At 71.7% G+C, this 13,168-nt stretch carries 15 protein-coding genes; 5 read left to right on the top strand and 10 right to left on the bottom strand.

Annotation, left to right across the window (positions count from 1 at the left end; genetic code table 11):
- Window positions 1-69: 69 nt before the first annotated feature.
- The gene (locus IEY63_RS00445) at window positions 70-489 is read right to left on the bottom strand and encodes a hypothetical protein (protein ID WP_189067016.1); all 420 of its coding nucleotides are present in this window, start codon (window positions 487-489) and stop codon (window positions 70-72) included.
- Window positions 490-573: 84 nt separating this feature from the next.
- On the opposite strand from IEY63_RS00445, the gene recO reads away from it, so the two are divergent.
- Window positions 574-1,308, top strand: a complete 735-nt coding sequence (recO, locus tag IEY63_RS00450) for a DNA repair protein RecO (RefSeq protein WP_189067017.1) — start codon at window positions 574-576, stop codon at window positions 1,306-1,308.
- Window positions 1,309-1,323: 15 nt separating this feature from the next.
- On the opposite strand, the gene IEY63_RS00455 is transcribed toward recO, so the two are convergent.
- Both IEY63_RS00455 and IEY63_RS00460 read right to left on the bottom strand, forming a co-directional pair.
- Window positions 1,324-2,028, bottom strand: coding sequence for a 16S rRNA (uracil(1498)-N(3))-methyltransferase (locus IEY63_RS00455; protein ID WP_189067018.1), 705 nt, complete (start codon window positions 2,026-2,028; stop codon window positions 1,324-1,326).
- Entirely contained in the window at window positions 2,025-2,837 is an 813-nt protein-coding gene (locus IEY63_RS00460) for a 50S ribosomal protein L11 methyltransferase (protein ID WP_189067019.1), read from the bottom strand. Before IEY63_RS00460 ends, IEY63_RS00455 begins: the two co-directional genes overlap by 4 nt.
- Window positions 2,838-3,047: 210 nt before the next feature.
- On the opposite strand from IEY63_RS00460, the gene proC reads away from it, so the two are divergent.
- On the top strand, window positions 3,048-3,839 hold the full coding sequence (proC, locus tag IEY63_RS00465) for a pyrroline-5-carboxylate reductase (RefSeq protein WP_189067020.1): 792 nt from the start codon (window positions 3,048-3,050) through the stop codon (window positions 3,837-3,839).
- A 65-nt stretch (window positions 3,840-3,904) separates the two neighbouring features.
- Here the strand turns inward: proC and bshC are convergent, their stop codons facing one another.
- Together bshC and IEY63_RS00475 are read right to left on the bottom strand one after the other, a co-directional pair.
- Window positions 3,905-5,461, bottom strand: a complete 1,557-nt coding sequence (gene bshC / locus IEY63_RS00470; RefSeq protein WP_189067021.1) for a bacillithiol biosynthesis cysteine-adding enzyme BshC — start codon at window positions 5,459-5,461, stop codon at window positions 3,905-3,907.
- A 161-nt stretch (window positions 5,462-5,622) separates the two neighbouring features.
- Window positions 5,623-6,297, bottom strand: coding sequence for a Crp/Fnr family transcriptional regulator (locus tag IEY63_RS00475; protein ID WP_189067022.1), 675 nt, complete (start codon window positions 6,295-6,297; stop codon window positions 5,623-5,625).
- A gap of 126 nt (window positions 6,298-6,423) precedes the next feature.
- Between IEY63_RS00475 and IEY63_RS00480 the strand changes: the two genes are divergently transcribed.
- Entirely contained in the window at window positions 6,424-7,185 is a 762-nt protein-coding gene (locus IEY63_RS00480) for a WecB/TagA/CpsF family glycosyltransferase (protein ID WP_189067023.1), read from the top strand.
- A 64-nt stretch (window positions 7,186-7,249) separates the two neighbouring features.
- On the opposite strand, the gene IEY63_RS00485 is transcribed toward IEY63_RS00480, so the two are convergent.
- From IEY63_RS00485 to deoC, 5 genes are read right to left on the bottom strand one after another with little or no spacing between them, the layout of a single operon-like run.
- Entirely contained in the window at window positions 7,250-9,358 is a 2,109-nt protein-coding gene (locus IEY63_RS00485; protein WP_189067024.1) for a penicillin-binding transpeptidase domain-containing protein, read from the bottom strand.
- Window positions 9,355-9,891 carry a rod shape-determining protein MreD gene (gene mreD, locus IEY63_RS00490; protein ID WP_229784393.1) on the bottom strand — a complete coding sequence of 179 codons (537 nt, stop codon included), beginning with the start codon at window positions 9,889-9,891 and terminating at the stop codon, window positions 9,355-9,357. The genes IEY63_RS00485 and mreD overlap by 4 nt, the downstream gene beginning before the upstream one ends.
- Window positions 9,888-10,697, bottom strand: a complete 810-nt coding sequence (locus tag IEY63_RS00495) for a rod shape-determining protein MreC (protein WP_229784394.1) — start codon at window positions 10,695-10,697, stop codon at window positions 9,888-9,890. Before IEY63_RS00495 ends, mreD begins: the two co-directional genes overlap by 4 nt.
- Complete coding sequence (locus IEY63_RS00500; RefSeq protein WP_373290867.1) at window positions 10,667-11,284, bottom strand: Maf family nucleotide pyrophosphatase; 618 nt, start codon at window positions 11,282-11,284, stop codon at window positions 10,667-10,669. Before IEY63_RS00500 ends, IEY63_RS00495 begins: the two co-directional genes overlap by 31 nt.
- A gap of 2 nt (window positions 11,285-11,286) precedes the next feature.
- Window positions 11,287-11,964 (bottom strand): deoxyribose-phosphate aldolase, encoded by a 678-nt coding sequence (deoC, locus tag IEY63_RS00505; protein ID WP_189067025.1) that lies wholly within the window; start codon window positions 11,962-11,964, stop codon window positions 11,287-11,289.
- A 188-nt stretch (window positions 11,965-12,152) separates the two neighbouring features.
- Here deoC and IEY63_RS00510 point away from each other — a divergent pair, with 188 nt between their 5' ends.
- Together IEY63_RS00510 and IEY63_RS00515 are read left to right on the top strand one after the other, a co-directional pair.
- Window positions 12,153-12,635 (top strand): DUF4442 domain-containing protein, encoded by a 483-nt coding sequence (locus IEY63_RS00510; RefSeq protein WP_189067026.1) that lies wholly within the window; start codon window positions 12,153-12,155, stop codon window positions 12,633-12,635.
- Window positions 12,636-12,644: 9 nt separating this feature from the next.
- Window positions 12,645-13,142 (top strand): ATP-binding protein, encoded by a 498-nt coding sequence (locus tag IEY63_RS00515; protein ID WP_189067027.1) that lies wholly within the window; start codon window positions 12,645-12,647, stop codon window positions 13,140-13,142.
- Window positions 13,143-13,168: the final 26 nt, after the last annotated feature.

Raw genomic sequence — 13,168 nt, forward strand, 5'->3', positions numbered from 1 at the left:
TCTGCCTCAGTTCAGGGGACGTGCGCCGCACTGGCGCCAGACCGCACCCGGCTTGAACCGGGCGTGGTCTCAGCGTTCGTCGGGGCCGATCGGTTCAATCGGGAAGATCCGGTCGGCCAGCGCCATCAGGCCCCGCTCGCCCGCGCGGCCCTGGCACGGCCCGGTCGGCGTGCACAGCGTCACGTACCGCGTGCGGCGCGCCGCGACCACCACGCGGTACAGCGCCGCCTCCGAGCGGCTGCGGGTGTAATGGCACAGGTCGCAGTGCAGCGCGTTGCGGCCCTTGGGTTCAATCGGCGTGAACTCGGCCAGCTGATCCCCGTGCACCAGCGCCAGTCGCCCGTCCGCGACCGGATACAGGCCCAGCGTGGGGGGCGCGTCCGAGGTCCGCTCGCCGAACAGCTCACGGTGCGTTTCCGGGAACAGTTCCCGCAGCAGATCCTGCACGCTGTGCGCCTGCTCGCGGGTCTTGCGGTGCGGATCATTCATCCCCCGCAGTGTAGGGGCCGCGGCGCCCGCCGATGGTGGAAAGAGGCACAGCCCCACCCGGCACGCGGCGCTATCCTGACGGCAGTGAGGTCGAGAACCGCCAACCGCAGTGGCATCGTCATCCGGCGGCGCGTGACGCCCGCCGGGGACATCATCGTCACGCTCCTGACGCCCCAGGGCAAACTGAAGGCCGTGGCGCGCGGCGGCGTGCGCGGACCACTGTCGAGCCGCCTGAACCTCTTTCATCACGTTGGCATTCAGGTATACCAGGGACCGCAGAACGACCTGGCCAGCGTGCAGCAGGCCGTGCTGGAGGGCGCACTGCCCACCCTCGCGCAGCCCGAGCGGTACGCGTTTGCGCACCTGCTCGCCGAGTTCGCTGACGCGCTGTACCAGGAGGGTGAATTCAGCGAGCAGGCCTTCGAGCTGTTCGCGGGCGCGCTGCGCGGCGTGGCCCACCAGCCCGACCCGGAATGGGTGGCGCTCGTCATGAGTTACAAGCTGCTGGCCCTGGCGGGCTTCATTTCGCAGACGGCCCGCTGCGCCCGCTGCGCGCAGGACCACCCCACCCACCCCGACCCGCTGGGCGGGCAGCTGCTGTGCGGCGGGTGCGCCGCGCTGCCCGCCTACCCGGACGCCAGCCTGGACTTCCTGCGGAACGCTGCGCGCCGCACCGTGCGCGCCAGCATGGACGCGCCCCTGCCCGCCGATCAGCGTCCCGCCCTGTGGCGCGCACTGGAACGCTTCGTGACCGTGCAGATCGGCAGCGTGCACTCGTGGCGGCAGCTCGTGCCGACCGCCGCGGCCCTCAGCGCGTAGGGGAGACGGGCAGGCTCAGAGGCCCAGGGCTGCGATGGCGCCCAGCAGCGCCACGGGCGCCGTCTCCGCGCGCAGAATGCGCGGCCCGAGCGTCACGGCGTGCGCGCCGCCCTGCACGAGCGTCTGCACCTCGGCGTCGGTCAGGCCACCCTCGGGACCGGTGATGATCGTGACCGGCGCCTCCCAGGTGACCACGTCTGACACGCGCACGCTGGAGCCGGGCTGCGCCACGAGCGTCAGGTCCGCAGGCTGGAAGCGCGCCAGAGGCACCGGCGCCAGCACGGGCGGCACCACCGCGCGGCGGGACTGCTTGGCGGCCTCCTGCGCCACGCGGTTCAGGCGCACGAGCTTCTGATCGCCGATCTCGCGTACATCCGCGCGGGCCGTGACCAGCAGCTGGATCTGCGCGGCGCCCAGTTCCGTGGCGGCGCGCACGACGTCCGACAACTTGTCCGCCTTGAGCAGCGCCACGGCCACCGTCAGCGGCTGGGGTGTCTCTGCGGCGCCCTCGACCGCCTCGCCCAGCGTCAGCATCGCGCGGACCTCGCTCAGCTCCGCAATCTCGGCCAGGGCTTCCGCGCCGCGCCCGTCGAACACGCGCACCACGTCACCCGCCGTCAGGCGCAGGACGTGCAGGTGACGCGCCTCACCCGGCCCGAGGGTCATGGTGTCCGTCAGCGCCTCCACCCGCAGGCGGTGCCGGGGCAGGCGGCCCGTCATTCGCCCGCGCGGGCCGTCACGAGCGCCCACTCGCCATCCGTGCTGACCTGCACGTCTGTGAAGCCCTCGCGGTCCAGCGCATCCTGCACCAGCGGCAGCTTCCCGGTCAGAATCCCGGTCAGGATCAGCGGCCCGCCGGGACGCAGGTGCCCCACGTACACCCCGACCAGCAGGTCGTGCAGTTCCGCGTACAGGTTCGCCACGAGCACGTCGAACACGCCGTCCGCCACCACATCGCCGGGTAGGTCGTCGCCCAGTGTGCCCACCATGAACGCCGTGCGGCCCTCCGGCACTGCGTTGTCCCGCGCGTTCTCCTCCGCAATCGGAATGGTGATCGGGTCGATATCCACACCCAGCGCGTACCCGGCGCCCAGCAGTGCGCCCGCGATGGCCAGCACGCCGCTCCCGGTGCCCACATCCAGGATGGTCTGCCCGTCCAGGTTCAGGTCCGACAGCGCCTCCACGGCCATGCGGGTCGTCGCGTGGTGCCCGGTCCCGAAGGCCATGCCCGGCTCGATGACCAGCCCCACCTGCCCGGCAGGAATCTCGGCGCGCAGCCACGGCGGCACGATCGTCACGCGGCCCGCCTGCACCGGCCGCAGGTTCGCCTTGAACTCCGCCAGCCAGTCCTGATCGGCCTCCTGGCGCCACTCGCCGTCCCGGATCGCCTCAGGCAGCTCGGTCTCCTCGTCGAAGTACGCGCGGATCAGCCCGGCGCGTTCCTCCAGGCCGGTCGCGCCGGCCTCCCACAGCAGGTCGAGGTGAGCCTCGCGCGTCTCGAACGTTCCCGGAAGGTGATACACCAGCATCCCGCCAGTGTACCGCGGTGTGCTGAAGCGTCCTGGGGCAGAGGCCAGGACGCATCAGCGCCGAGCGGAGCAATGAACCGTCCCGTCCGGCGGCCTGAAGTAGCGTGGGCGGGCGCGGTGTTGGCCCGTTCACGCAACGGAGGGCCGCGCGCCCGGCACGTCTGCACGCCTGTGGCGAGCGCCGCGGGGGCCGCACCTATACTGGCGCGCATGAAGCTCGCGATCGTCGGCGTCGGCAAACTCGGACTGGCCCTGCTGGAGGGCGTCACCGCCCGGGGCGTCCTGCCGCCCAGCGAGATCGGCCTGCTCGACGCGAACGCCGCCCGCGCGCAGGACCTCGCGCAGCGCACCGGCACGCGCGTCATCACGCAGGCGGACCTGGGCCGCGCCGAGCGCATCCTGATCAGCCTGCAACCCCGCGTGTTCCCCGAAGCGGCCGAGTGGCTCGCGCAGCCCAGCGCCGGGTACATCAGCACCATGGCAGGCGTGTCGGTCGCGGCGCTGACCCGCCGCCTGGGCACCAAGCGCGTCGTGCGGGTCATGCCGAACCTGGCCGCCACCATCGGCCACAGCCAGACGGCCATCACCGGCCCGCGCGAGGCGGCCGACGCCGGGGACCTCGCGTTCGCGCACGGCCTGTTTGGCGCGGTGGGCGACGCCTACGACCTGCCCGAGCACCTGTTCAACGCCTTCACGGGCATGAGCGCCAGCGGTCCCGCCTACGTGGCCGTGGTCGCCGAGGCGCTCGCGGACGGCGGCGTCCGCATGGGTCTGCCGCGTCCCCTGGCGAATGAACTCGCCGCGAAACTCCTGATCGCCACCGGCGAGCTCGTGCAGCGCCGCGCGCACCCCGCCCTCCTCAAGGACGAGGTCGCCAGTCCCGGCGGCACCACCATCGCCGGACTGGCGGCCCTGGAGGCCGCCGGGGTACGCGGCGGCCTGATCGAGGCGGTCGTGCAGGCCACCCGCCGCGGTACTGAACTGGGCAAAGACCAGGACTGAAGCCGCAGGGCAGAGGGGCCGCGGGGATCAGTTCCCGTGGCCCCTCTGCCCCTTCCAACCTAGCCTCAGGGAATGTCGAGTCCACCCTGCCAGCCGGCGGGCAGACTCAGCAGCTGACGCAGCGGCTCGTCGCCGTGCTTGAGGAGGAACGTCAGGAAGTTCATCTCGCGCTCCTGCGGCACGCCGTTGGGCAGCAGGTGAACTTTCAGGCGGTGCAGCTGACCGCGGCGGTCGTCCTCCGCGCGTGCCAGCGCGCGGATCGCGAGGCCCTGAAGGCGCGCGACGCGGGCGGTCGTGCGGGCCCGCGTGCGCGCCGCGGCGCCGACCAGCGTGGGGTCCAGGGCGGCGATCTCCAGGGTGATCTCGTCCAGGCTGGCCGTCAGCGCGTCCAGACGTTCGGTGGTCACGGCGCTCGCGTGGCGTTCCGCGGCCAGGGCGCGGCCCAGCACGCCTTCCGGGTCGGCCTGCACCTCGGGCGCGGTTGCCTTCAGGCGGCGCAGGAGCCGCGTGACGTTCGGTTCCAGCCACGTGACGCTCAGGCGCGGCCACAGCAGCGGCTGCCTCAGGCCGTGCAGGGGGTACACCTCGCGCAGCTGCGCGCCGTACGCGATCTCGCCTGGCCCCACCACGAACGCCACGGTGGGCAGCAGCGCGTCCTGCACAGCGGGGCGCAGGCCCGCAGCGGGCGTAATTCGGGTCGGGTCGGCCTCCAGCAGGGCCAGCAGGGCATCCGGCCGGTACCGCCGCGAGCCGGTGGTCAGGTCAGGTCCATCCACGCGCAGCAGGCGCCGCTGCCCGTCGTCCTCCTCCAGGAAGAGGTTGGTGGCACCCACGGGGCGGCGCAGCTGCGGTTCAAACCCGTCGGCGATCAGCTGCTCAGCGGCCGCCTCGATCACCTGGGAGGACGCCAGGGGACGGCGAAGTTCCCGCGCCAGGGTCGGGGCCATCAGGCGCGCCAGGGCCGGGTGCATCGGGTCGAGCACCAGCAGCCCCGCGCCGCCCAGCAGGTCATGAATGAGGCGGGCGAACACGTCCGCGTAACTGCCGCCCCCCTGCACCGCCCGGTCCACGCGGGCGCGCACAGCCGCCACGTACTCGGCGGGCGCGTCGAAGGCGTCCAGCAGCGCGTGCACCTGCTCCGTCCACGCGGCCTGCCAGGGCACCCGGCCCACCGGGACGCCCTCGGGAACGTCCAGGGTCAGGCGGTGCAGGCGCTCACTGGCGTCCAGCAGGGTGGTGCTGGCCACCTCGGCCGCGTCGTGATCCTGGCTGGCCACCCAGTACACCGCCACGACCGGCGTGTCCTCGGTGTGCAGCTGCCGGGCCAGGAGCACCGCGTCGGCGGCCTTGTGCACAGAGTAGGCGGGGCCAGTCAGGGCGCCGGCCTGCTGGCCGGTGACCACCACGCGGGACGCCGGGTGCTCCAGCCGCGTCAGGAGCGTCTCGACCGCTGGACTCAGGGTGCCCAGGTCGCGGTGGTAGGTGCGCAGGGCGTCCGCGAGGGCCGCGCGGTCCACGTCGGGCCGGGCCTCGCCCAGCGCCCGGTCCAGCGCCCCGGCGGGCAGCCGCACGTAATCCAGCAGCCCGCCTGTCCTGTATTCCGCTCCTGCATTTCGCGCCATTGCTCTTCCTTCCCGGTGTCCGCCGCTCCTGGCGGTCAGGCCCGATGCCGGTTCAGTGCCCGGCGTGCTCTCCCGTTCTCGCTGAGAACCCGCGCGGATACTGCAACGGCTGTCACACTACACCAGAACCTAAAGCAGAGGGCCGCCCTGAGATGAGCCGGTCAGCGCAGCGGTTCCTGCGTGGCGCGCTCCAGACCGCCCCGGTCCGTCAGGATGATCCGCCGGTACCCCAGGTCCAGCAGCCCCCGCGAGCGGAAATCCCCCAGCAGCTTCGTGATGGTCTCGCGCGTGCTGCCCACCACGTGCGCCAGATCCTGATGCGACACGCGGTCCCGCAGGGCCAGCGTCCCCCCGTCCGGCCACGGGCCCTCCCGCTCGGCGAGGTTCAGTAGGGCCAGCGCCAGCCGCTGCGACACCTCGAGGAACACCAGACCCGACAGGCGCTCCTGCACGCCCCGCGTCTGCCGGGTGATCTGCTCGGTCAGCGCGACCGCCACCGCGGGCTGCAACTGGGTCAGGCGGGTCAGGGCGTCGCGGCCCAGCAGCAGGGCCTCGGTCTCGTCCATCGCCTCGGCGTACATGCCGCAGCGTTCGCCCGGCAGGAGGGCCGCCGCGCCCAGCAGCGCGCCCGCGCCGTGCACGTCCAGGGTCACCTCGCGCGCGCCCGCACCCAGGCGGTACAGGCGGACCGAGCCGCGCAGCAACACGAACAGCGTCTCGGCGAGGTCCTCCGGGTGAAACAGGAGCTCGCCGCGACCCCAGCGTCCCACGCGTCCCGAGGCCGTCACCTGCGCCTGCACGTCCGCAGGCAGGGCACCGAAAGCACCGGGTAACATGCCCCGCAGTATGCCCTAAGCCGCCCCGACGCGCGAGAGGCGACGTTCACGCGCCCCCAGGCGCTGGTCGCACGCGCCGCGCAGGGGACGCCCACCCGGACGGGGTGCACTACAATTCACGCCAGCATGACCACCTCCTCTTCACGCCAGCGCCTCACGCTGTTCGACCTCCCGCTGGACGTCGTGACGCTTGATCAGACCCTGGACCGCCTGGGCGACTGGATCTACCGGCAGCCGCGCGCGCCGCACACCGTCGTCACCCTGAACCCCGAGTTCATCGTGCAGTCCCGCACCCAGCCCGACTTCGTGAACGCCATGCAGGTCGCGGACCTCGTCACCGCGGACGGCGTCGGCATCGTGTGGGCCGCGCGGCAGCTCACGCAGACCGAGGTGCCCCGCGCGCCCGGGTTCGACATTGTCCGCGGCCTCATGCAGCGGCACGGGGCGGACCTGCGCGTGTTCTTCCTGGGCGCCAAACCCGGCGTGGCCGAGGTCGCCGCGCAGAACGCCGCGCGGGACTACGGCATTCAGGTCGCGGGCGTCCACCACGGGTACTTCGACCTGCCTGAAGATCAGCGCGTGGCGGAACTCGTGCGTGACAGCGGCGCGGACCTGCTCCTCACCTGCATGGGCGCTGGGCGGCAGGAGACCTTCAACCAGTACTGGCGGCAGGTGATGAACACGCCCGTCCTGCTCGGCTGCGGCGGCGTGATCGACGTGCTGGCCGGAACCGCGGACCTCGCGCCCGCCTGGACGCGCCGCCTGGGCGTCGAGTGGCTCTGGCGCGTGGGCCTGGACCGCAAACGCTGGAACCGCGCGCCCCGCCTCGCTCAGTTCGTCCGCATGGTGCGCGCCGAGGCGAAGCGGACGGCCGTCAAGACACGCTGAACTGAACCTGGGGCGGCAACCGGAAGATGGTTCGGCTGCCGCCCCAGGCGCTGGGCTGCCGCGGTCAGGGCTTCTTCGCGGCTTTTGCGGCGCTGGCCTTCACCCGGTCCGCGCGGGCCTGGTACACCTGATGCATCTGCTCCAGTTCCCCGGTGCAGGGCGTCTGGTCCGGCTTGGCGTGGTGGCGCTCGTCGAGTTCCACGCACCAGCGCGCGCCGAACATCTTCGCGGCGGCGTTCAGACCCGGCCCTGAACCCTCCCCGCCATTCTGGAAGAACGTGACGACCATGAAGTTCGGCGTCTTGCCTTCCCCGATCGGCCCGTAACCCTCGTACCACGCGTTCGTGTACGTGTAGTTCTTCTTCGAGAAACTCATGCCGTTCTCGGCCGTGCCGGTCTTCCCGCCGGTCCGGACCGGGAAGTAGTTCGGGCCCAGGATGTGCTGCGCTGTCCCCCAGGGGGTGGTGCCCGCCGTGGTGATCGCCATGCCCTGCTTGATCAGCTCAAAGTCCGCTTTCTTGCCCGGGACCTGCTCGGGCGCGTCGCGTTTCACGGGTGCCCCGCCCACTGCCTTGAGCAGTGTCAGCTTGCGGCGCTCGCCGTCATTCACGATGGTCGACAGCACCGAGATCACCTGCGCGGGCGTGACCTGCAAGGAGTCCTGCCCGATCGAGAAGGACAGGGACTGCCCCGGGTAGTACGTGTACGTGCGCGGCGCCAGCCCCAGCTTCCGGCGCCGTTCATTCAGTTCGTCGTACGCGGCCTGCATGCGCTCCGGACTGGGAATCAGGCCGGTCTTTTCCCCCACGAGTTCCAGGCCCGTCTCACGCCCGAAGCCCAGTTCCACCGAGCGGCGGCCCAGGTAGTTCGCGTACGTGATGGGGTCCGCCGCGATGGCCGCCTGGTAGTACCAGGTGTTGCACGAGTACGCAATGGCCAGCCGCCCGTCCACGGTGCCCAGGCTGCCGGACCGGTGCCAGTTGTAGCGGGGGCCGCCGAACATCACGTACGGCAGGCAGTTGAACGACCGGTTGCCCCAGCGCTCGATGAACGCCAGCGTGGAGGTCGGCTTGAACACGCTGCCCGAATCGAAGTTCTGCACGACGCGGTTGCTCGTGACGGCGTCCAGTTCCGCCAGCGGGCGCTTGGGATCAATGGCCCAGTTCTTCGCCTTCGGGTCCGGGCTGGGCACGCGCGAGAACCAGTTCGGGTCGTACGTGGGGCTGCTCGCCAGGGCCAGCACCTCATTCGTGCGTGGGTCAATCGCGATCACCGCGCCCCGCGTGTACGGCTCGGCCGGCGCGCCGTACTTCGCGCGGCCCCTGTTCACGTCCGCCAGCCCTTCGACCAGGGCCCGCTCGGCCGTGCGCTGAAGCAGCGAGTCAATGGACAGCGTGACGTCTTTCCCCTTGACGCCCGGGTCGATCACCCGTTCCGTCTGCGGTTTCCCGGCTGCGGTGACTTCACGCCGGCGCAGGCCGTTCTTGCCCTCCAGCGTCTGCTGAAGGCTGTACTCCAGGCCAGAACGGCCCACCAGGTCCCCCTGCGTGTACCCGTCTTCTGTGATCTGCGTGTCCGTGGCTTCCTGCACGTAGCCCAGGAGGTGCGCGGCCATCTTGCCCTGCGGGTAGATGCGCTCCACCCGTTCGCGCAGTTCCAGGCTGGGTACGAGCACGGTGTACTCGTACAGCGCGGCCAGCCGTTCCTGCGGAATATTGCGCGCCAGGACCGTGGAGGGTTCCCGCTCGTAATCGGGTTCGCGGGGCTGACCGTTCACGAGGACGTCGCCCTTGATCCCGGCGAGGTAGACGATCTTGTCCCAGCCGGGAATGGGCGTCTCCCGGTCCGATCGGCGCAGGCGGCCGGTGTACACGAGGTCCACCGCGAGGCGGTTGGTGGCGAGGAGCACGCCGTCGCGCGTGCGGATCTCGCCGCGCAGGGCGCGCAGGACCTCATCGCGCTGGTAGTTGCTGGCGGAGCGCACCGCAAACTGGTCGTGCAGGGCGACCTGCAGGTAGTACAGCCGCGCGCCCAGCAGAGCCAGCGCCACGCTGAAGCCCAGAGCAATCTGGTACACCCGCACGGCCCCGCGCGCCTTCTTGTAGCCCACGCCGCCCCACACGCGGCCCGGTCCCCGCTCCCGGCGTTCCCACAGGCGATCGGCGCGGCTCACGAGAGCTGCTCCTCGACCGTCACGCGCGGCCCGAACGTCCACGTCACCACGCGCTCCCACAGGGGCGCCAGCAGGAACGAACCCACGAACACCAGCGGGGGCGTCACGCGCAGCGTTTCCGGCGTGACCAGCGGCGCACGCAGCCAGTACGTCAGGAACAGGAACACCAGCCACTGCCCCAGCACGCCCAGCAGCACACCCAGCAGCGCCTGCAACAGCCCCGCATCCGACAGGTACCGCCGCGCCCACACGACCAGCAGGGCGCCGCCCGCCAGTCCCGCCGCGTGCAGGCCCAGCATGCCGCCCCCCAGCACGTCCTGCGCGAACCCCAGGCTGTACGCCGCGAGCAGCGCCCCCACCGGTGAGAGCCGGGCCGCGAGGCCCACCGCGGTCAGCAGGAACAGGTCCGGCGCGGGCACGCCCGCCGCATCCGCCAGGCGCGCCAGCAGGCCCTGAACCGCCAACAGCAGCAGCAGGTACGCCGCCAGGCGCAGCCAGCGCACCGAGCCGCGCCGCGCGACGGTGCCCCTCACAGGCCCTCCAGGATCGTGACGTCCTCGACGACGCCCACGTCCACGGCAGGCTTGACGATCACCGTGCGGCTGATGTCATTCGGTCCCATCGGCAGCACCTCCTCGACGCGGCCCACCGGGATGCCTACCGGGAAGACCCCCCCCTGACTGTTCGTTACGAGCAGGTCGCCCACCTTGATCGGCACGCCCCGCGAGAATTCCGCCCGCAGCCGGTCCGGCGGGGAGCCGTGCGCCACGCCGCGTCCACCGCGGTTGCCCTGAAGGGTCACGCCCACGGCGCTCTCCGGGTCCACCAGGGCCAGCACGGTCGACTGCCCCGCGGCCACGTCCACGACCTGCCCCACCAGACCGGCCGGGACGGTGACGGGCATGTGCACGCGCACGCCGTCCCGCTCGCCCCGGTTCAGTTCCAGCCGGGCCTGCACGGGACTGGGGTCCACACCAATCACCTGCGCGATCGCCAGGGCGTTCGGTGCCTGGGTGGTCGTGATCACCAGCACCTGCTTCAGGCGGCCCACCTCGCGCGCCAGGAGTTCGTTGCGCTGCTTGAGCAGGTCATTCTCCTTTTGCAGCGACTTCACGTGCGCCGCCTGGTCGCGGTCTTGCAGGAGCGTCACGTACGCGCGGCGCACGTTGTCGGCGGCTACGACCGACAGGCGCGTCACGGGCGCCACGCCCGCGCGCAGGGCCACGGGCGCCACCACCTGAAAGCGGGTCAGGACCATGCTGAGCAGCAGCAGGCCCGCGAACACCGCCAGAATCAACCGCCAGCCCTTCACGCGCCCGGCGCCCCCAGCGTGCCCCACACGGGCACCCCGGCCGCCCGCAGCAGCCGCGTCACGACACTCAGCGGAAAGCCCACCACGTTCGAGTACTCGCCGTCCAGGCGCTCCACGAGGGCCATGCCCAGGCCCTGGATGCCGTAGCCGCCCGCCTTGTCCAGACCCTCGCCGGACGCGGCGTAGAACGCGATCTCCTCGGGCAGGAGGGTGCGGAAGGTCACGGCCGTACGGGCCACCTCCACCGCCTCGGACCCGCCGGACAGGACGGCCACGCCGGTGAACACGTCATGGGTGCGGCCCGACAGGCGGCGCAGGAACACCTCGTTCTCGGCGGCGGATTCCGGTTTGGCGAGCAGGTCTGCGCCCACCGCGACGACCGTGTCGGCCGCGATCACCACGGCTCCCGCGGCTTCCCGCGCCACCGCGCGGCCCTTCAGGAGCGCCAGTTCGGCCGCCAGTCGCTCTGGATCAGCCTCCCGGCTGTCCTCGGGTTCCCCGCTGACCTGCACGGTGAACGGCACGCCCAGCCCCGACAGCAGTTCCCGCCGGCGCGGACTGCCCGAGGCGAGGACCACCGGCGCGTCAGCCGCGCCAGTTCCAGGCTGGGTCACGGTCAGTACCCCTCGCCGGTCCGTTCGCCTGCCACCAGCGCCACGCCACCCGAGGTGCCCAGGCGCGTCGCGCCGGCCTCGATCATGGCCCGCGCGTCATCCGGGGTGCGCACCCCGCCCGCCGCCTTGATCTGCACGCGCTCCTGCGCGCCCAGCCCCGCGATGACATCGGCCATCAGGCGCACGTCGTCCAGCGTTGCGCCGCCCGTGCCGAAGCCCGTGCTGGTCTTCACGAAGTCCGCGCCGGCCCGCACGACGGCGGCGGTCGCCCCGCGTTTCTGCTCGTCGTTCAGGAAGCAGGTCTCGATGATCACCTTCAGCACGGCGTCGGGAACCGCGCGTCGCACGGCGCGCACGTCGGCCTCGACGGCGTCCCAGTCGTTGTCCAGAGCTGCGCCGATGTGGATGACCATGTCCACCTCGTCCGCGCCGGCCTCCACGCTCAGGCGCGCCTCTACCGCCTTCTGCTCACTGCTCACCGCGCCCAGTGGGAAGCCGCACACTGTGGCCACCTTCACGTCCGATCCTGCCAGTTCGGCCTTGGCCAGCGCGATGAACACCGGGTTCAGGCACACGGCGTAGAACGAGTGGTCACGCGCCTCGGCGCACAGTTTCATGATGTCCGCGCGGGTGGCGGTGGGCTTCAGGAGGGTATGGTCAATGAACGAGGACAGCTTCACGCCCCCCAGAATACCCCCCCCAGCTGAAGAAAGATTGAGCAGAAAGGAGGAGACGGAGCGGGCAAAAGTTCAGCGGTCCGTTCCTGGGACCGAGCCGCGGGTCGGGCGGGGTGAGCCCGCCAGCGCCCGGAGCGGCCTATACTTGAACTCAGTTCAAATTCAGAGTTCCTGACCTGGAGGTTCCACCCATGACCCACCCTGCCCCCCTGCCCGCCTTCGCCGTCGCCGCCGTCAAAAAAGCGCTGCACGGCATCCCCATGAACGCCACCGTCGGCGTGCAGATCACCGACGTGGGGATCGGCTGGGCCACCGGAGAGGCCCCGGACACGGCGCCCTTCCGCAACCACCTGGGCACCATCCACGCGGGCGTGCAGTTCCTGCTGGCCGAGGCCGTCAGTGGCGCGGCGTTCGCCGGAGCCTTCGCGGCGCAGCTGGCCGGCGCCGTGCCCCTGATCGAGAAGCTGGAAACGCACTACGTCAACCGCGCCGTGGGCGACCTGACCGCGCGGGCCGAAGCGGCCGACCCGGCCCAGATCACCGCCGCCCACACCGAATTCGCGCAGGACGGCCGCGCGCGCCTGATCATCACCGTGACCGTCCAGGACGGCGAGCACAAGGACGTGATGCGCGCTACGGCACACTGGTACCTCCGCGCGCGCCCGCAGGCGTAAGGACCGGCCATGACAGCGGTGCTGCTCACCGGCATGTCCGGCGCCGGGAAAAGCACCGCCCTGCTGGAACTGGCGCGGCGCGGTTACCGCGTGCTGGACACCGACGCCGAGGAATGGAACGAGTGGGTGCAGGCGCCAGACGGCCCGGACTGGGTGTGGCGTCTGGACCGCCTGCACACACTGCTCGACGAGGCCGGGCAGTCCCCGCTGGTGCTGGCCGGGTGCCGCAGCAACCAGGGGGCGCTGTACCAGCGCCTGGGCGCAGTGGTGCTCCTGACGGCGCCCCTGCCGGTCCTGCTGGAGCGGGTGCAGACACGCGACAACCCGTACGGCCGCTCCGCGCCAGACCGGGCGCGCATCGCGGAGCACGTGGGCTGGGTCGAGCCGCTGCTCCGGGCGTCAGCGACGCTGGTGCTGGACACCGCGGTGCTGTCGGCCGCGCAGGTGGCCGACCGGGTGGAACGCCTCCTGAGCAGTTCGGCGCAGGGGTCCGCTGCCCGGCGCTGAGCGGTGCGGGCGCGCTTTGCCTTACC

This window comes from Deinococcus radiotolerans, assembly GCF_014647435.1.
Lineage (GTDB): Bacteria > Deinococcota > Deinococci > Deinococcales > Deinococcaceae > Deinococcus > Deinococcus radiotolerans.

What these genes read in the sequence shown, in the direction of transcription:
- IEY63_RS00445 (WP_189067016.1), bottom strand. Translation starts at nt 489, where the DNA reads ATGAATGATCCGCACCGCAAGACCCGCGAGCAGGCGCACAGCGTGCAG.
- IEY63_RS00455 (WP_189067018.1), bottom strand. Translation starts at nt 2,028, where the DNA reads ATGACGGGCCGCCTGCCCCGGCACCGCCTGCGGGTGGAGGCGCTGACG.
- IEY63_RS00460 (WP_189067019.1), bottom strand. Translation starts at nt 2,837, where the DNA reads ATGCTGGTGTATCACCTTCCGGGAACGTTCGAGACGCGCGAGGCTCAC.
- proC (WP_189067020.1), top strand. Translation starts at nt 3,048, where the DNA reads ATGAAGCTCGCGATCGTCGGCGTCGGCAAACTCGGACTGGCCCTGCTG.
- bshC (WP_189067021.1), bottom strand. Translation starts at nt 5,461, where the DNA reads ATGGCGCGAAATGCAGGAGCGGAATACAGGACAGGCGGGCTGCTGGAT.
- IEY63_RS00475 (WP_189067022.1), bottom strand. Translation starts at nt 6,297, where the DNA reads ATGTTACCCGGTGCTTTCGGTGCCCTGCCTGCGGACGTGCAGGCGCAG.
- IEY63_RS00480 (WP_189067023.1), top strand. Translation starts at nt 6,424, where the DNA reads ATGACCACCTCCTCTTCACGCCAGCGCCTCACGCTGTTCGACCTCCCG.
- IEY63_RS00510 (WP_189067026.1), top strand. Translation starts at nt 12,153, where the DNA reads ATGACCCACCCTGCCCCCCTGCCCGCCTTCGCCGTCGCCGCCGTCAAA.
- IEY63_RS00515 (WP_189067027.1), top strand. Translation starts at nt 12,645, where the DNA reads ATGACAGCGGTGCTGCTCACCGGCATGTCCGGCGCCGGGAAAAGCACC.